At 65.7% G+C, this 17072-nt stretch carries 15 protein-coding genes; 10 read left to right on the forward strand and 5 right to left on the reverse strand.

Features of this window, described 5'->3' with window-relative positions; translation table 11 throughout:
• The first annotated feature begins 17 nt into the window (after positions 1-17).
• On the forward strand, positions 18-1787 hold the full coding sequence (locus VHL31_RS18640) for a TRAP transporter large permease subunit (RefSeq protein ID WP_329662745.1): 1770 nt from the start codon (positions 18-20) through the stop codon (positions 1785-1787).
• Between the two features lie 68 nt (positions 1788-1855).
• Here the strand turns inward: VHL31_RS18640 and VHL31_RS18645 are convergent, their stop codons facing one another.
• The 4 genes from VHL31_RS18645 to VHL31_RS18660 all read right to left on the reverse strand — a co-directional run bounded on the left by VHL31_RS18645 (position 1856) and on the right by VHL31_RS18660 (position 6655).
• Positions 1856-2977: a TRAP transporter substrate-binding protein gene (locus VHL31_RS18645; RefSeq protein WP_329662746.1), complete on the reverse strand. Its 1122-nt coding sequence runs from the start codon at positions 2975-2977 to the stop codon at positions 1856-1858.
• 86 nt (positions 2978-3063) lie between these two features.
• Positions 3064-4281: an MFS transporter gene (locus VHL31_RS18650; protein ID WP_329662747.1), complete on the reverse strand. Its 1218-nt coding sequence runs from the start codon at positions 4279-4281 to the stop codon at positions 3064-3066.
• A 32-nt stretch (positions 4282-4313) separates the two neighbouring features.
• Positions 4314-5108 carry a 2-keto-4-pentenoate hydratase gene (locus tag VHL31_RS18655; protein ID WP_329662748.1) on the reverse strand — a complete coding sequence of 265 codons (795 nt, stop codon included), beginning with the start codon at positions 5106-5108 and terminating at the stop codon, positions 4314-4316.
• A 62-nt stretch (positions 5109-5170) separates the two neighbouring features.
• Entirely contained in the window at positions 5171-6655 is a 1485-nt protein-coding gene (locus VHL31_RS18660) for an amino acid permease (RefSeq protein ID WP_329662749.1), read from the reverse strand.
• Between the two features lie 208 nt (positions 6656-6863).
• On the opposite strand from VHL31_RS18660, the gene VHL31_RS18665 reads away from it, so the two are divergent.
• From VHL31_RS18665 to VHL31_RS18690, 6 genes are all read left to right on the forward strand, one after another.
• On the forward strand, positions 6864-7691 hold the full coding sequence (locus VHL31_RS18665) for a phosphogluconate dehydrogenase C-terminal domain-containing protein (RefSeq protein WP_329662750.1): 828 nt from the start codon (positions 6864-6866) through the stop codon (positions 7689-7691).
• A gap of 12 nt (positions 7692-7703) precedes the next feature.
• A complete protein-coding gene (locus VHL31_RS18670; RefSeq protein ID WP_329662751.1) occupies positions 7704-8726 on the forward strand; it encodes a Gfo/Idh/MocA family oxidoreductase in 1023 nt (340 codons plus the stop codon).
• A gap of 311 nt (positions 8727-9037) precedes the next feature.
• A complete protein-coding gene (locus tag VHL31_RS18675) occupies positions 9038-10645 on the forward strand; it encodes a sulfatase-like hydrolase/transferase (RefSeq protein WP_329662752.1) in 1608 nt (535 codons plus the stop codon).
• 105 nt (positions 10646-10750) lie between these two features.
• Complete coding sequence (locus tag VHL31_RS18680; RefSeq protein ID WP_329662753.1) at positions 10751-11671, forward strand: SMP-30/gluconolactonase/LRE family protein; 921 nt, start codon at positions 10751-10753, stop codon at positions 11669-11671.
• Positions 11668-11988: an MliC family protein gene (locus VHL31_RS18685; protein WP_329662754.1), complete on the forward strand. Its 321-nt coding sequence runs from the start codon at positions 11668-11670 to the stop codon at positions 11986-11988. Before VHL31_RS18680 ends, VHL31_RS18685 begins: the two co-directional genes overlap by 4 nt.
• A gap of 75 nt (positions 11989-12063) precedes the next feature.
• Positions 12064-13599 carry a cryptochrome/photolyase family protein gene (locus VHL31_RS18690; RefSeq protein WP_329662755.1) on the forward strand — a complete coding sequence of 512 codons (1536 nt, stop codon included), beginning with the start codon at positions 12064-12066 and terminating at the stop codon, positions 13597-13599.
• Here VHL31_RS18690 and VHL31_RS18695 read toward each other — a convergent pair.
• Positions 13596-14945 (reverse strand): NtaA/DmoA family FMN-dependent monooxygenase, encoded by a 1350-nt coding sequence (locus VHL31_RS18695; RefSeq protein WP_329662756.1) that lies wholly within the window; start codon positions 14943-14945, stop codon positions 13596-13598. The two genes, VHL31_RS18690 and VHL31_RS18695, sit on opposite strands and share 4 nt — an antisense overlap.
• A gap of 168 nt (positions 14946-15113) precedes the next feature.
• Between VHL31_RS18695 and VHL31_RS18700 the strand changes: the two genes are divergently transcribed.
• The 3 genes from VHL31_RS18700 to VHL31_RS18710 are packed head-to-tail and all read left to right on the forward strand — an operon-like array spanning position 15114 to position 16992.
• Positions 15114-15875 carry an FCD domain-containing protein gene (locus VHL31_RS18700; RefSeq protein ID WP_329662757.1) on the forward strand — a complete coding sequence of 254 codons (762 nt, stop codon included), beginning with the start codon at positions 15114-15116 and terminating at the stop codon, positions 15873-15875.
• Positions 15872-16198 (forward strand): putative quinol monooxygenase, encoded by a 327-nt coding sequence (locus VHL31_RS18705; protein WP_329662758.1) that lies wholly within the window; start codon positions 15872-15874, stop codon positions 16196-16198. The genes VHL31_RS18700 and VHL31_RS18705 overlap by 4 nt, the downstream gene beginning before the upstream one ends.
• Positions 16195-16992, forward strand: coding sequence for an HpcH/HpaI aldolase family protein (locus VHL31_RS18710; protein WP_329662759.1), 798 nt, complete (start codon positions 16195-16197; stop codon positions 16990-16992). The genes VHL31_RS18705 and VHL31_RS18710 overlap by 4 nt, the downstream gene beginning before the upstream one ends.
• Positions 16993-17072 lie beyond the last annotated feature (80 nt).

Below are 17072 nucleotides of genomic sequence, written 5' to 3' on the forward strand. Positions count from 1 at the left end.
CACGAAAGCTTACTGCCATGGATTTCCTGATCCACAACATGGCGCCGATCATGTTCGGGTCGCTGGTGGTGTTCCTGCTCCTGGGATACCCGGTAGCATTCGCCCTGGCCGCCAATGGCCTCGTCTTCGCGATCATCGGCATCGAGCTCGGTCTCTTTCCGACCAACTTCCTGCAGGCGATGCCGGAAAGGGTCTATGGGATCATCTACAACGATACCCTGCTCGCGATCCCGTTCTTCACTTTTATGGGCCTGATCCTGGAGCGGTCAGGCATGGCGGAGGATCTGCTCGACACGATCGGCCAACTGTTCGGCAAGATCCGCGGTGGCCTCGCCTATGCGGTGATCTTCGTGGGAGCGCTCCTGGCGGCCACCACCGGCGTCGTGGCCGCGTCCGTCATTTCCATGGGATTGATCTCGCTACCGATCATGCTGCGCTACGGCTATGACCGCCGGGTGGCCAGCGGTGTCATCGCGGCATCCGGCACGCTCGCCCAGATCATCCCGCCATCCCTCGTGCTGATCGTGATGGCCGACCAGCTCGGCCGTTCGGTAGGCGACATGTACACGGCCGCGTTCATTCCGGGCCTCGTCCTGTCGCTCTTCTACGCGCTCTACATCCTGGCGATGACGATCGTCTTTCCCAAGTCTGCGCCGGCCCTGCCGGACGAGGCGATGACGATCAAGGAAGCCGACGGCACACGCGGCACGCGCTCGCTCCTGGCCCTCCTGGTGATCGCTGCGGCTGTCGGTTACGCAGCGGACCTCCTGGTCGCGCCCTACCTCGAGCAGGGAGCGGATATCGTCGGGATCGCGGTCGGCGTGCTGTTCGCCTACGCCGCAGCCCTGGTCGACTACTACCTGAACCTGCGCCTGCTCTCGCGCCTGGCGGCCCAGGTCGTCTTCGTGCTCATCCCGCCCCTGGCGCTGGTATTCCTGGTGCTGGGCACGATCTTCATGGGCATTGCCACACCGACCGAGGGCGGTGCGATGGGCGCCGCGGGCGCGTTGATCCTGGCCTGGTCAAAGCGACGCCTGGGGCTAGGTCTGCTCAAGCAGGCCCTGGACTCGACGGCAAAGCTCTCGGCCTTCGTGATCTTCATCCTTGTCGGTGCCCGCGTGTTCTCGCTGACCTTTTACGGGGTCGACGGCCATAAGTGGGTCGAGGAACTGCTGGTCTCGCTGCCGGGCGGCGTGATCGGCTTTCTGATCGTGGTCAACCTCCTGGTCTTCATCCTGGCCTTCTTTCTCGACTTCTTCGAGCTCGCCTTCATCATTGTGCCCCTGCTGGGGCCAGCCGCCGAAGCGCTTGGAATCGACCTGGTCTGGTTTGGCATCATCCTGGCCGTCAACATGCAGACCAGTTTCATGCACCCGCCATTTGGATTCGCTCTGTTCTTCCTTCGATCCGTCGCACCGAAGCGTCCCTATCTCGACAAGCTGACGGGACGGCGGATGGAGCCGGTGACAACAGCCCAGATCTACTGGGGCGCCGTGCCCTTCGTGGTGATCCAATGCATCATGGTCGCCATGGTCATCCTGTTCCCCGACATGGTCATGCACTACAAAGGAGCCGGTACCGGCATCGATCCGGAGTCGATCCAGCAGCTCGACATTCCTGGGCTTGATGGCGACCAGCCGGCGTTCGACTTCGGTACCCCGGAGGGGCTGGATGGGCTAGCCCCACCGGCAGACTTGGCGCCTCCCTCCGACCTTGCGCCGCCAGCGGATCTGGCACCGCCTGTCGACTTGCAGCCTCCGGCTGATCTGCAAGCGCCTGCCAACTAGAACATCTAAAGGAATGGCTGGGTCGACATGGTCGACCCAGTCTTCAGGACAGATCTAGCTGGCGCTGTTCAGCTCTTCTGCGAGCGCGCGCGAATCTGGAACGTGTCGAATGCGTACTCGGCGACCTGGAACCACAAATACTCTTCGTTCTTGAAGGCGTTCATCGCGTCGTACACCTTCTTGAACGCCGGGTTCTTCTCGCTGATCTCGGCATAGACCTGCTGTGCTGCCTGCCAGCAGGCCTGCATGATTTCAGGGCTGTACGGGCGGAGTTGGGCGCCATTGGCCACGAGCGTCCTGAGCGCCTTCGGGTTCCGGGCGTCGTAGCGGGCCTGAGTCACGACGTTGGCAAGAGCTGCAGCACTGGTGACTGCGGCCTTGTAGCTTTCCGGCAGTTGCTCCCACTTCGCCTTGTTGATGAAGAAGTGCAGCATCGGGCCGCCTTCCCACCAGCCGGGATAGTAGTAGTACTTAGCAACCTTGTAGAAACCGAGCTTCTCGTCGTCGTAAGGACCGACCCACTCGGCGGCATCGATCGTGCCCTTCTCCAGGGCAGGGTAGATGTCGCCGCCGGCGATCTGCTGCGGCACCGCGCCCAGCTTGGCGAGCACCTGGCCTGCGATGCCGGCGATACGCATCTTCAGGCCTTCGATGTCGGCGACCGTCTTCACCTCATTGCGGAACCAGCCTCCCATCTGGCAGCCGGTGTTTCCGCCGGGCAGGCCCACGAAGTTGTAGGGAGCGTAGAACTCGTTCATCAAGTCGATGCCGCCGCCATCATACATCCAGGCGTTCTGCTGGCGGCTGTTCAAGCCGAACGGCACGGCCGTACCGAAGGCGAAGGTCGGGTCCTTGCCGAAATAATAGTACGAGCAGGTGTGGCACATCTCGACGGTGTCGTTGGTGACGGCATCCGCGGCCTGGAGGCCCGGGACGATTTCACCGGCTGCGAATACCTGGACCTGGAACTTCCCATCCGTCGCCGCCTGCAATGCGTTAGCGAAGACCTCGGCCGCGCCATAGATCGTGTCGAGCGACTTGGGAAAGCTCGAGGTGAGCCGCCACTTCAGCTCCGGTGTGTTCTGCGCAACCGCCGGTTTCGGAAAGCTCGACGCTGCAGCGGCGATGCCAGCGGTGGCCAACCCGGCACCGGCTACGATGCCACGTCGGTCAATCTTCTTGGTCGCCATCAGGCGGACCTCCCTTGCTAAGCCTGGATCAAGTTTTAGCGCCGGGTACACGAGTAGCAACGGCCGCGCTCATATGAACTTCGGGATCAGGTCGTTGCCAGCGGTTTAGCTGCCCGCGCCGGCGTCTCGACGATCGGCAGGTGGACCAGCGCGGCGAGGATGCCGAGCAGGATCATGACGATCCACACAAGCCCGTAGCTGCCGGTCTGGTCGAACCACCAGCCACCCATCCACACGCCGATCAGGGCGCCTACCTGGTGGCTCAGGAACACGATCCCGAACAGCGTGCCCATGTAGCGCGGGCCGAACATGACGGCGACCAGACCGGACGTTGGAGGCACCGTCGAAAGCCAGAGCAGGCCCATCACGAGGGCGAAGACGAGGGTGGTCGTCGCAGTCGGCGGAAACGCCACATAGATGGCGATGATCACGGCGCGGCCAACATAGATGAACGACAGGATCCACCGCTTGGGCATCTTCCCGCCCAGAACGCCGGCCGTGTAGCTGCCGACGATGTTGCCTAGACCCACCAAAGCGATGGCCCAGCCGCCGACCCAGGGAGCAACGCCTGAATCCATCACGTAGGCCGGCAGATGGGTCTGGATGAAGGCTACGTGGAAGCCACACACGAAAAACCCGGCCGTCAGCAGCCAATAGCTCCGGTGACGCGCGGCATCCTTGAGGGCACGGCCGAGCGTCTCGCCTGGCGCCGGAGCCGTGGCGGCCTTGTGCGCATAGGGTGTGGCCAGCGGGATGACGAGCAGGACCAGGCCGGCCAGGAGCAGCAGCGCGGTTTGCCAGCCATAGGCCAGGATTGCGGCCTGGGAGAGCGGACTGATCAGGAACTGGCCGAGCGAACTCGAGGCGACGACAATCCCAAGCGCCCAGGAACGGCGGGCATCAGGCACCATCCGGCCGACCGCCGCCATAATGAGCGCGAAGCTTGCCCCTGCACCGCCGATGCCGATCAGCACGCCGGTGCTGAGGTAGAGCATGAAGGGCGTGGCCGCCTGGGCCATCATCGCAAAGCCGAGTGCGTAGATCAGCGAGCCGCCGATCAGCACCTTGCGCGTCCCGAACCGGTCCGCCAGGGCGCCGGCGATCGGCTGGCCGATCCCCCACAAAATGTTCTGAACGCCGATGGCGACAGAAAACTCCTCACGGCCGAAGCCTACGTCCCGCGACATCGGCTCGAGGAACAGGCCGAAGCCTGCCCGGGCGCCGAAGGTCAGCATCGCAACCAGGCAGCCGCAGCCGACCACAAACGCGAGTTGGTCGGCCGCGGCCTTGCTGCGCGTCTGCATCCTGGAGATTCCTTTGAACACGGGCGCTCCGGTTACGCCCCCGTGACGTCCACGTCCACCGCACCCAGATGCTCGATCTCGATGCGCACGGCCATGGGGCGGTCCAGCCAGAACACCGGCGTGATGGATCCGAGCGTGACCACCGAGCCGTTCGGCACAGCCAGCCCGAGACGTGCGCGGCGGTTCGCAAACCAGGCCAGCGCGTCGAGCGGATGACCGAGCAGCGCATCGCTGCGGCCGGCTCCGACCTCCTCTCCGTCCAGGATCGTGCGGGCGGCCAGCTGGTCCAGTGGGCCGATTTCCGCAAGCCCATGCGCCGTCCCCAGGACGAGCCCGGTGCCGAAGAAATTGTCGGCGGCCAGGGTGGCGGCGCCGACGGCCGAGAAGTCGGCATAGCGGTCGTCCACCAGCTCGATGGCCGCATGCACCGACGCCACGCACCGGGCGAGCCCCGCACGCTCGAAGGGGGCATCGTCCGGGCGAAGATCCCGCGCGAGCGTGACCGCGATCTCCGTCTCAATACCGAGCCGTGTGAAGCGGCCCAGTTGGAGACGCGCGGGATGAGCGAGCAGCGTTGTCGCGAAGATCTCGCCGAAGACCGGTTCGGCCACCCCGAGATAACGCTGCATGTGCAGCGCAGTGGCTCCGATCTTATAGCCGGTGACGGGTCCAAGGCTGTCGGACAGGCGGACGTTCGAGCGTTGCTGGATGCGATAGGCGGCGTCCAGATCGGCTGCCGCCAGACCGGGAAGAGGCCCGAGGCGCCCTTGGCCAAGGCGCGTGGCCGAAACATGCTCGGCCGCTGATCGGATCAATGCCTCGTCCATTGGTGGGTCCCGCCTGTCCATCATGATCCGTGGCGGGGGACCCGAAGGTCTCCCGCCACGGATCAATGCGCGCTTCGATGCCCCATCGCAAACTGCTCCTCCGGCGAGAGGACCATGCGGTGGCGGGCGTAGAGAAGGAAGTAGAGGATGCCGATCACGAACCAGACGGCCACCGCGATCACGCCCACGCGATAGACCGGGTCGGACAGCTGAAAGCAGATGGTGACGGCGGCGATGATCACGGTCAGCCAAGCACCCGGCACGCCCAGTGGGCTGCGGAACGGGCGCTCGATGTTCGGCAGCTTCTTGCGCAGGTAGATGAAGGACAAAGCCTGCATGATGTAGGAAAACATCGCGCCGAACACCGCCATGTTGAGCAGCGTGCCGCCGATGATGGCAGCACCCCGTTCCTCGCCCACGCCGAACCAAACCACCATCATCACCAGCAGGGCCACGATGGCGCCCGTCAGCATCGCGACGTGCGGGGTCTTGCGTGTGCCATGGGTCACCGAGAGCGCGCGAGGGAAGTAGCCGGCGCGCGACAAAGAATAGATCTGGCGGCCCTTGGCGAAGATGATCGTGTGGAAACTGGCGATCAGGCCGATCACCGCGACGAGCGCCAGGATCTTGGCGATGTCCGACCCGAACAGGGCGCGGAAACCGTCCAAAAGCGGCTCGCCTGAGCTGCCGAGCGCGAACGAACCCACGCCGGCCACGGAGGGGTTCAGCCAGAGGATCATGAACGCCGAGACGATCAGGGTGAAGATGCCGGCCAGGATGCCCTTGGGCATGTCGCGCTTGGGATCATGGCTCTCTTCTGCTGCCAGGGGCAACTGCTCGATCGCCAGGAACAGCCAGACGGCAAAGGGCATGGCTGCCAGCGCACCGACGAGGCCGTGCGGCAGGAAGGGGCCGTTGCCCTCGGGAAGCTCGGCCCCGTCCGGGCCGATGTTGAGCGCCCAGCGATTGAAGTCGATCGACGGGAACGCGGCGATCCAGAAGATGATGAGGACGGCCAGGGCGGCGAGCGTCACGATCAGCGTGACCCGGAACGACAGCTCCACGCCCACGATGTTCAGCCAGAGGAAGAGCGCATAGAAGGCGATCCACCAGATCGGCTGGAATGACGCCGGCGTCTCGAAGATGCCGGTCATGTAGGAGCCGATGAAGAACACGATCACGGCCGGGGTGAGCACGTACTCGACGTTCTCGGAAAGACCGGTGGCAAAGCCTGCCCACGGTCCCAGGGCGGTACGGGCGAACGAATAGGCGCCGCCCGTGTGCGGCAGTGCCGGGCTCATCTCGGCAATGCTGTAGGTGAGACCCAGATACATCACCATGATCAGCAAGGTCGCCACCAGGAGGCCGCCCCAGCCTCCGATTGCCAGGCCCAGGTTCCAGCCGGAATAGTGACCGGAGATCACCGCACCTACGCCCAGGGCCCAGAGCGACCAGACACCCGCATAGCGGCGCAGTGTCCGTTTGTCGAAATAGCCTTGATCGACATCGACATATCGCACGCCGGACTTATCGGCTTCTTTCGCCATGATGTCCCCCCAACGAACCATCAGGCACCGACAGTGCAGCGCACCTCGGCGGAAGGGAAGCCAGCCTGTTGCGCGGGAACACCCGAGTGCTGCCGATTTGGCACAAGGGGCTTCTCGGCCTTCACCGGACGGCACGATTGACTTGCCATGTCACCGCACCATAGATCCCGCGGCCTGGAAACCTGATGGTCATGGAAGGTCAGAGCGAATGACATCGATCGCGCTATTCGGTGCCGGCGGGAAGATGGGCATGCGTCTCGGACGCAACCTGGTCGGCTCCGCCTACGACGTGCGCCATGTCGAGGTCAGCGAGGCCGGCAAGGCAAGGCTGCGGGACGAGCTGGATGTCGGGGCTGTAGAGCCGGAGAAGGCGCTGACTGGCGCGGATGTCGTCATCCTGGCCGTACCGGACACGCTGATCGGCAAGGTCGCGGGCGGCATCGTGGACAAGCTGGCGCCCGGGACGATTGTCATCATCCTGGATGCCGCCGCACCGCATGCCGGCCACCTGCCCAAGCGGGACGACATCACCTACTTCGTCACCCATCCCTGCCATCCCCCGATCTTCAACGACGAGACCGATCCGGCCGCCCAGCGCGACCATTTCGGGGGCGTCGCGGCCAAGCAGCACATCGTCAACGCGCTGATGCAGGGGCCCGAAGAGCATTATGCGGTCGGCGAGCAGGTCGCGCGGACGATCTGGAAGCCGGTGATGCGCTCGCACCGGGTGACGGTCGAGCAGATGGCGATCCTGGAGCCCGGCCTGTCCGAGACGGTCTGCGCCACCTTGCTGGACGTCATGCGCGAGGCCATGGACGAGGCGGTCGCGCGCGGCGTGCCGGCCGAGGCGGCCCGCGACTTCCTGCTCGGCCACATGAACGTGCTGGGCTCGGTGATCTTCAAGGAAGTGGATGGCGTGTTCTCGGACGCCTGCAACAAGGCGATCCAGTTCGGCAAGCCAGCACTGATGAAGGACGACTGGAAGCGCGTGTTCGAGCCCGAGGAGATCATGGAAAGCATCCGGCGGATCACCTGAGGGAGCCGGCCCATGGCGACCATCCGGGGAGCGCTGATCGGCTGCGGGTTCTTCGCGCAGAACCAGATGCATGGCTGGGCGGACATCGAGGGCGTGGACATCGTCGCGATCTGCGACCGGGACCGGGGCCGGCTCGACGCTACCGGCGAGCGGTTCGGCATTGCCAAGCGCTACCAGGATGCCGGCCAGATGCTGGCAGGCGAACAGCTCGACTTCGTGGACATCGCGACCACGGCGCCCACCCACCGGATGCTGGTCGAGATGGCGGCGTCGCGCGGCCTGGCGGTGATCTGCCAAAAGCCGTTCGCGCTCTCGATGGGGGACGCGGAGGCGATGGTGCGGGCCTGCGAGGCGGCAGGCCCGCCCTTGATGGTGCATGAGAACTTTCGCTGGCAGACGCCGATCCAGCTGGTCCGCGCGCAGATCGACAAGGGCCTGATCGGCAGACCCTTCTTCGGCCGGTTCTCGTTCCGCTCCGGCTTCGACGTGTTCTCGGGGCAGCCCTACTTGGCCCAGGGCCAGCGCTTCATCATCGAGGACCTGGGCATCCATATCCTGGACATTGCCCGGTTCATCATGGGCGACGCCACCTCCCTCGCCTGCCGCACCATGCGCATCAACCCACGGATCAAGGGCGAGGACGTCGCGACCATGCTGCTCGGGCATGGCGACGCCACCAGCATCGTTGACTGCTCCTATGCGACCAGGCTGGCGGTGGAGCCGTTCCCGCAGACGCTGATGGAGGTCGACGGCGACGAGGGCTCGATCCGGCTCACCGAGGGCTACCAGCTGACGGTGCATGGCCAGGGCGGCACCCAGGTCGTGGACGCGTCGCCTATCCTGCTGCCCTGGGCGCAGCGGCCCTGGCACAACATCCAGGAGAGCGTGCGGGCGATCCAGCAGCACTGGGTCGACTGCCTGCGGAGCGGCCGGGAGCCGCAGACCTCGGGGCGGGACGATCTGAAGACGCTGAGGCTGGTCGAGGCCGCCTATGAGAGCGCCGGTCGAGGAACGGTCGTCGACGTCCGCGGCTGACGATCCCAGATTCATGCAAGCCTCTGAATCAGCATGGGTCCTCGGGTTCGTTCATGCAAAACAACACGCGCACGGCACCCGTCCGCCATCCGGTCGCCACGATCGGACAGTATGACATATCCGGGACAATGATGTGAGTCGTTGCGGGTTTACTGGCGGGCTGGCTGGGAACGGCGGTCGTTACTCGCCGGATCTGTAGCAATTAGTTAAAATTGACAGCTTGACGGCTGTATTAGAACGGGTCAGTGCTTCCATGGAGGAGCGCTCGACCCGCCGCCGGGGAAGGAGAAGACGCTCCAGGCGAGGGAAGCATGAAGCGTCGCGATGTCTTGCGGACAGCCTCGGTGGCTGCACCGGCGATCATGACCATGGGCACCAGCCAGGCGTCGCACCGGGACCGCCCGATGAACGTCATCCTGTTCATCACCGACCAGGAGCGGGCGATCCAGCATTTCCCGCCGGGCTGGGCGAAGGAGAACCTGCCAGGCCTGCAGCTCCTCCAGCGCAACGGCCTGACCTTCGACCGGGCGTTCTGCTCGTCCTGCATGTGCTCGCCCAGCCGCGCCAGCCTGTTCACCGGGCTCTATCCGGCCCAGCACCAGGTGACCGACACCCTCACCTTCGGCACCGACTATTCCAACATGGAGCACGTGCTGCCCCGCAACGTGCCGAACCTCGCGACCGTCATGGAAAAGGTCGGCTACGAGGTCGTCTACAAGGGCAAGTGGCACATCTCGAAGCCGCTCTCCAACCCGCAGACGGAGGAGGAAGCCGAGCTGGCCTGGCGGCCGCGCGACGTCGGCATCTACGGTTTCCAGCGCTGGACGGCGCCCGATGCGGGCGAGAACCAGGACCTCACCCAGTTCGGCGGCGGCTACGCCAATAACGACCATCGCTACATGACCGGCCAGACCGACCGGGGCGCCGAGCAGGAGGGCGTGCTCGACTACCTGCGCGATCGGGCCAGGCACCGGCAGCCCTTCTTCCTGGTCGTCTCACTGGTCAACCCGCACGACGTGCTCTCCTACCCGCGCACCTGGCAGGAAGGCGGCTACCATTCGGAGAAGTGGCTGGAGGGCGACATCGAGCTGCCCAAGACCTGGGACGAGGATCTGAGGACCAAGCCCACGGCCCAGCGGCAGTTGCTGGTAGCCCTGGCGGCGGGCATCGGCGTCCTGAGGAACAAGGAGCAGCGTCTCGCCTACCTGAACTTCTACGGCAACCTGCTCAAGCGCGTGGACGCCTACCTGCTGCGCATGATGGAGGTCCTGCACAAGGAGGGCTTGGTCGACGACACGCTGGTGATCCGCACCTCCGACCATGGCGAGATGGGCTTGGCCCATGGCGGCATGCGGCAGAAGATGTTCAACTTCTACGAGGAGGCGCTGCGCGTACCGCTCGTCTACTCGAACCCGCGGCTCTACCCCAAGCCGCTGCGCAGCGAGGCCCTGGTCAGCCATGTCGACTTCCTGCCGACCATGGCGGGCTTCGCCGGCGCCATCCAGCGGCGCATCTGGGAAGGCGTCGACTACTCGCACCTCCTGCGCCATCCCCATGGGCCGGCACCGCAGGACCATGTGCTGTTCACCTATGACGACATCCGCGCCGGGCAGAACGTCGCCCAGCTGGTGGCCCCGCCCAACCGGATCGTCTCGATTCGCGAGGGACGCTGGAAGCTCGCCCGCTATTATGACGGCGACGGCAACGTGCCGGACCAATGGGAGATGTACGACCTCCTCAAGGACCCGCTGGAGACGAACAACCTCGCCCGGCCCGGCTACCGGCCGACGCTGGAGCAGGCGACCCAGCGGGCGCGCCTGACCGCCAGGCTGGAACATGCCCAGAAATGGCGGCTGCAGCCGCTGGACCGGGAACTCGTGCCGCAGCCCTCCGCGACGGAACCGAGCTCGGGATCCTGACGACGCGCCACCTGCCGGCCGGCAGGTGGCCGGCTCCCTTTCCGGATTCCCCATCGCCCCGAACCCGACTAGCATCCGTCCGAAGACGACGGGGAGGTTGACGTAGTGAGCGAGTATCTCGTGCTCGACAAGAGCTTCGGCCATCTGATCAGCGGCAACGCGCGGGTCAGGAAGCTCTGGACGGGCGCTGCCTGGGCCGAAGGCCCGGTCTTCTTCCGGGACGGCAACTTCCTCCTGTTCTCGGACATTCCGAACGACCGGATCATGCGCTTCGTGCCGGACTTCACCGGTTTGGAAGGCACCATCTCGGTCTACCGTCAGCCCGCCAACAACACGAACGGGCATACTCGCGACCTGCAGGGCCGGCTCGTGTCGTGCGAGCATGGCGCGAGAAGGGTCACGCGCACCGAGCTCGACGGCAGGATTACGGTCATCGCCGACAGCTACAACGGCAAGAAGCTGAACTCGCCGAATGACGTGGTGGTGAAGTCGGACGGCACGATCTGGTTCACCGACCCGTCCTACGGGATCCTGTCGGATCTCGAAGGCTGGAAGGCGGAGCCGGAATATGGCGGATGCCATGTGTTCCGCTTCGATCCCTCGTCCAACAAGCTGGAGGCCGTGGCCACCGACTTCGTGAAGCCGAACGGGATCGCCTTCTCGCCGGACGAGAAGATCCTCTACGTCGCGGACACCGGCGCGTCGCACGATCCCGAGGGTCCGCGCCACATCCGGGCGTTCGACGTGAGCGGGGACGGCAAGCTGTCCAACTCGCGCGTGTTCGCCGAATGCGATGCCGGGCTGTTCGACGGGTTCCGCCTGGACACGGACGGACGGGTCTGGAGCTCGGCCGGCGACGGCGTCCATTGCTTTGCGCCGAGCGGCCAGCTGCTCGGCAAGATCCTGGTGCCGGAAGTCGTGGCGAACGTCACCTTTGGCGGGTTCAAGAAGAACCGGCTCTATATCTGCGGGACCACCTCGCTCTACGCGGTGCATGTCTCGGTGACGGGGGCGCAGGTCCCATGAGGCCAGCCGTTCTCGCGGTGGCCGGCACGCTGGCGCTGGCTGCCTGCGGCGGCAAGATCGAGGGCCCGAACCGGCACGTGCCGCCGTCCGGGACCACGGTCACCTATGACTGCGACAACGGCAAGGTCCTGCGCGCGACCTATGAAGGACTGTCCGACGTCCACATCATCACGGAGGGCAAGGACGTCGTCCTGCACAGCGTGATGTCCGAGCGCGGGGCCAAGTACAAACAGTCGGCCGACGAGTTCTGGATGGAGGGCAGCGAAGCCACCTTCCAGACGGTCGACGGCACGACGGACTGCATCATCCGGCCATAGGCGCCGGGACCCCACCTTCCGCCAGCCGGGCCGCCCTGCCCGGCTGGACCCGCTGACGCTTCCGGGCACATCGGCATGGCCGTCCTCCGGCTCGTCCTGGGCGACCAGCTGAGCCAGCGCATCTCCAGCCTCTCCGGCCTCGCTTTGGCCGAGGACCTCGTGCTGATGTGCGAGGTGCAGGAAGAGGCGACCTATGTCCGCCACCACCAGAAGAAGATCGCCTTCCTGTTCTCGGCGATGCGCCACTTTGCGGCAGCGCTCGCTGAAACCGGTTGCCGGGTGCGCTACGTGCGGCTGGACGAACCCGGCAACAGCGGCTCGTTCCGCGGCGAGGTCGAGCGGGCGCTGGCCGCCTTCCCGGCCGGGAAGGTCGTGGTCACCATGCCGGGCGAGCACCGGGTCCTGGCGGACATGGCGACATGGCCGGAGCGGCTGGGCGTCCCGGTCGAGATCCGCAAGGACGACCGCTTCCTTTGCGGGATCGAGGAGTTCCAAGCCTGGGCAGCCGGGCGGCGCGTCCTGCGGATGGAGTTCTTCTACCGCGAGATGCGGCGCAAGCACCGGGTCCTGATGGCAGGCGACCAGCCGGAAGGCGGACGCTGGAACTACGATGTCGAGAACCGCAAGGCGCTGGCCGATGGCGGCCTGCTGATCCCCCCGCCGACCATGATCGAGCCCGATGCCACGACGCTCGAGGTCATCGACCTCGTCCGCAGCCGCTTCGGCGGGCATTTCGGCGACCTCCTGCCGTTCCGTTTCGCCGTGACGCGCGACCAGGCGCTGCAGGTGCTGGCGGACTTCCTGGAGCAACGCCTGCCGTTGTTCGGCGACTTCCAGGACAACATGATGCAGGGGCAGCCATGGATGTACCATGCGCATCTCAGCTTCTACCTGAACTGCGGCCTGCTCGATCCTTTGGAGGTCGTGCGGGCGGCCGAGCAGCGCTACTGGCATGGGCAGGCGCCGCTGAACGCCGTAGAGGGCTTCATCCGCCAGATCCTGGGCTGGCGGGAATATGTCCGCGGGATCTACTGGCTGAAGATGCCGGGCTACGCGGCCCTGAACTTTCTGGCGGCGACCCGGCCGCTGCCCTGGTTCTACTGGAGCGGCGAAACCGACATGAACTGCCTTCGGCAGTGCATCGCCGAGACGAAAGAGAGCGCCTACGCCCACCACATCCAGCGGCTGATGGTGCTGGGCAATTTCGCTCTCCTGGCGGGGCTCGATCCCCGCCAGGTCAACGAGTGGTACCTCGTGGTCTATGCCGACGCGTATGAGTGGGTCGAACTGCCCAATGTCAGCGGCATGATCCTGTTCGCCGATGGCGGCTATCTCGGCAGCAAGCCGTATGCGGCCGGCGGCGCCTATGTCGACCGGATGTCCGACTATTGCCGGTCGTGCCGCTACGACGTGAAGGCGAAGAGCGGCCCGAAGGCCTGCCCGTTCAACTATCTCTACTGGAACTTCCTGCTGTCCCACCGGACCAGGCTGAAGAACAATCCGCGCCTGCAACTGGCCTACCGGTCGCTGGACAGGATGAGCACGGCGCGGACCGTGGCGATCCAGATGGACGCGGCGCGGTTCCTTGGCAGCCTCCGCAGCGATCCCTAGTCGTCCACGTCCTTCATCGTCTCGCGCAGGGTCCGACCGCGGTACGCGGTGCGGTGACGGCCGCGGCGCTGCAGCTCGGGGATCAGGTAGGCGACCATGTCCTGGAGGTCCCCTGGCATGGAGATCGGGTGGCCGATCATGAAGCCGCCGCGGCTGCCGGTGGCCTCGAAGACTTCCTCCAGGTGGTCGGCGACCTCCTTGCCGTCGCCGGCGAAGGTCAGGTCGTAATGGCTGGCATAGCGCATGGCCTCGCGGAAGAACTCGTCGCGGGTCATCTCGGTGGTGGCGCCATATTTGTGGGACATGATGGCGACGGGGCCGGCTGGTGTCGCCTGGGTCGCCGCGATCTGGTCGTTCAGTTCCTTCAGCGTGAAGCGCTCTGGGATCTTGGAGAAGTCGAAGCCGGAATTGTGGGAAAGGTAGACGCCCACGCCTTCGGGCGGGAACATGGTCAGGAGCCCTTCCCTGCGGCGCCTGGCCTCGGCACCCGTCTCGGCGACCACGAGCGGCTTTTGCCACATGATGCCGACCGTTCCGGGATCGCGGCCGTGCGCGCGGAGGGCGTCGTCCAGGGCGGCGCGCTGCTTCACCTGGGCATGAACGGCCATGTTCTCGCCAAACGCGATATCGACGAAGCCGGCAGCGGTCTTGAGCCCGCGCGGCGAGCCGCCGGCCTGGACCAGCACCGGGCGTCCTTGTGGCGAGGGCGGCGTGTTGAGGGGACCCTTTACCTTGAAGAAGCGGCCGACATGGTCGATCGGGCGGACCTTCGTGGGATCGGCGACACGGCCGGTTTCCCGGTCCCAGATCATCGCATCGGGGGCGACGCTGTCCCAGAGCTTGAGGCAGACGTCGATGAACTCGTCCATCCGGTCGTAGCGGGCGCCGTGCTCCATCAACTGGTCGAAGCCGAAATTCTGGGCGTCGGCCAGCCGGGTGGAGGTGACCACGTTCAGCGCCATGCGGCCGTTCGTGATGTGGTCGAGCGAGTTCATGAGCCGCGCGATGTAGTAGGGATGCATGAAGGTCGACGCATAGGTGATGCCGTAGCCGACATGCTTGGTGACCCGGGACATCGCGACCATGAGCGGGTTCAGGTCCTGGCGGGGAAATGTCATGCCCCACTCGACCGCCGTGTCGATCGAGTCCTTCCAGGTGCTGGGAATGCCGGTGCCCTCCCCGGAGAACACCATGTCGAAGCAGCCGCGCTCGCAAAGCCTTGCGATGTCCTCGTACATCTCCACGTCGGGAAAGCTCAGCCCGCCCGGCCAGGAGCCGGGCATCCGCCAGCGGCCGTCCATGGCGATGTAGGACACGTCGAAGCCGAGATTCATGCGCTTCGCCATGGGGGCGCTCTCCTCGTCTGGGTACGGGGCGCACCCGAACCTTCCCGGGCCGCATCGTCAAGAGGTTGACGATGCTGGTATGACAGGCTCACAATCATACCAACGAAGAGGCCGAGCCGGCATGACCCCGAAGGGAGCCGAAGCTGGCCTCAAGGGAGGTAGAACGTGGTGAGCGGGCCGGTCGCCGACACTACGCGCGAGGACGAGACACTGCACGGATCGCCGATCCGGACGCGGCGGCTGCACGAGGAGGTGGCCGCCCGGATCGAGGCGGCGATCACGGCGGGTGCCGTGGCGCCGGGCGAGAGCCTGCCGTCCGAGCGGGAGCTGATGTCGCGCTATGGCGTCGGGCGCCCGGCGGTGCGCGAGGCGCTCCTGTCGTTGCAGCAGCGCGGGCTGATCGAGCGGCGCAATGGCGAGCGGGCACGGGTCGCCTCGCCCAATGCCGCCGACGTGGTGGCGCAGATGACGCTGCCGGTACGCCGCATGCTGGCCGACCCGGAGAACGTCCGGCACTTCCAAGGTGCCCGGGCGCTGTTCGAGACGGCGATCGCGCGGCAAGCGGCGGAGCTGGCGACACCGGCGCAGATCCAGGCGCTCAAGGCGGCGCTGGACGACAACCGGGCGCAGCTGGGGGACCCGGTCGCCTTCGCACGCACCGATGTAGCCTTTCACTTCCTCCTGGCGGAGATCCCGCGGAACCCGATCTTCACCGCGCTTCACGACGCGCTGGTAGGCTGGCTGACCGAGCAGCGGCGCGTGACGCTCACGAGCAAGCGTGCCTTCGAGGTCGCCTATGCGGCGCATGAGCGGATCTACCAGGCCGTGGCGGCCCATGACGAGGACGCGGCGGCGCGTGCCATGGCGGACCACCTGGCCGAGGTCGCGGACCTCTACTGGCACACCGACAAGAAGGGAAAGAAGAGATGAGCGACGGGCTGGTGGTGCTGGTGGAGTTCCGGCTCAAACCCGGAAGCGCTGCCGCCTTCGAACCGCTGATCGCCGCCAATGCCCATGCCTCGGTGACGGACGAGCCGGGCTGCCGACGCTTCGACATCGCAACGACGCCCGAGGATCCGGAGCGCATCGTCCTCTACGAGATCTACGACGACCGTGCCGCGTTCGACTACCACGTCACCACGCCGCACTACCTCACCTTCAAGGAAGGATCGGGACCCTTGATCGCCAGTTCGACCGTGCACCTCCTGGACCTCAAGGAGAACGCCAAGCCGGCAGGCGGGGCCGCCCGATGAGCGGACCTTCCCTGCGTGAGATGTCCGGATCGACCGAGCCCAAGTTCGGCCACTTCATCGTCGAGTTCGCCACGCCAGGCATCGGCCACATCCTGAAGAATGCCGGCTGCGATTTCGTCCTGTTCGACTGCGAGCATTCCGGCTTCGGCTTCGAGACCGTCAAGGCGGCGATCCGCTATTTCGAGGCGGCCAGACTGCCTACTATCGTCCGGGTGCCGTCGCGCGAGTACCAGCACATCGCCCGCGCGCTCGACATGGGGGCGGAGGGCATCATGCTGCCGATGGTGTCCACGCCGGAGGAGGCACGCTTCATCGTCGACAGCGTGAAGTATGTGCCCAAGGGCAACCGCGGCGTAGCACTCGGCATCGCGCACGATGCCTACAAGGGCGGCGAGGTGCTGGCGAAGCTGGCGGCGCAGAACGAGCGCTCGGCTGTGTTCGCGCAGATCGAGACCAAGGAAGGTGTCGCCAACGCCGATGCGATTGCCGGCACGGACGGGATCGACTGCCTGTGGGTCGGCCATTTCGACCTGTCCTGTTCGCTGGGCGAGCCCGGCCAGTTCCAGTCCAAGACATTCCTGGATGCGATCGAGACGGTGGCACAGGCCTGCCGCAAGCACGGCAAGCGGCTGGGGCGGCTCGTGCCGGACGTGGCGACGGGGGTGGAGTATCGCGGCAAGGGCTTCGACTTCCTCTGCTATTCCGGCGATGTCTGGACCTACCAGGCGGCATTGAAGGCCGGCATCGACGGGCTGCGGGCGGGGTGCGCCGAGGCGACCAAGGGAGGCAAGTGATGGCAGGCAAGTTCAGGGTCGCGTTGTCGTCGGACTTCAGGAAGCCGGACGGCGCGCCCACCTACCCCGACTTCGACCTG

Origin of the sequence: Geminicoccus sp. (genome assembly GCF_036263595.1) — a bacterium.
Taxonomy (GTDB): Bacteria; Pseudomonadota; Alphaproteobacteria; order Geminicoccales; family Geminicoccaceae; genus Geminicoccus.

Excerpts from the sequence above, each read along its gene's own strand:
- VHL31_RS18640 (WP_329662745.1), top strand. The coding sequence starts at position 18 with ATGGATTTCCTGATCCACAACATGGCGCCGATCATGTTCGGGTCGCTG.
- VHL31_RS18645 (WP_329662746.1), bottom strand. The coding sequence starts at position 2,977 with ATGGCGACCAAGAAGATTGACCGACGTGGCATCGTAGCCGGTGCCGGG.
- VHL31_RS18650 (WP_329662747.1), bottom strand. The coding sequence starts at position 4,281 with ATGCAGACGCGCAGCAAGGCCGCGGCCGACCAACTCGCGTTTGTGGTC.
- VHL31_RS18655 (WP_329662748.1), bottom strand. The coding sequence starts at position 5,108 with ATGGACGAGGCATTGATCCGATCAGCGGCCGAGCATGTTTCGGCCACG.
- VHL31_RS18660 (WP_329662749.1), bottom strand. The coding sequence starts at position 6,655 with ATGGCGAAAGAAGCCGATAAGTCCGGCGTGCGATATGTCGATGTCGAT.
- VHL31_RS18665 (WP_329662750.1), top strand. The coding sequence starts at position 6,864 with ATGACATCGATCGCGCTATTCGGTGCCGGCGGGAAGATGGGCATGCGT.
- VHL31_RS18670 (WP_329662751.1), top strand. The coding sequence starts at position 7,704 with ATGGCGACCATCCGGGGAGCGCTGATCGGCTGCGGGTTCTTCGCGCAG.
- VHL31_RS18675 (WP_329662752.1), top strand. The coding sequence starts at position 9,038 with ATGAAGCGTCGCGATGTCTTGCGGACAGCCTCGGTGGCTGCACCGGCG.
- VHL31_RS18685 (WP_329662754.1), top strand. The coding sequence starts at position 11,668 with ATGAGGCCAGCCGTTCTCGCGGTGGCCGGCACGCTGGCGCTGGCTGCC.
- VHL31_RS18690 (WP_329662755.1), top strand. The coding sequence starts at position 12,064 with ATGGCCGTCCTCCGGCTCGTCCTGGGCGACCAGCTGAGCCAGCGCATC.
- VHL31_RS18695 (WP_329662756.1), bottom strand. The coding sequence starts at position 14,945 with ATGGCGAAGCGCATGAATCTCGGCTTCGACGTGTCCTACATCGCCATG.
- VHL31_RS18705 (WP_329662758.1), top strand. The coding sequence starts at position 15,872 with ATGAGCGACGGGCTGGTGGTGCTGGTGGAGTTCCGGCTCAAACCCGGA.
- VHL31_RS18710 (WP_329662759.1), top strand. The coding sequence starts at position 16,195 with ATGAGCGGACCTTCCCTGCGTGAGATGTCCGGATCGACCGAGCCCAAG.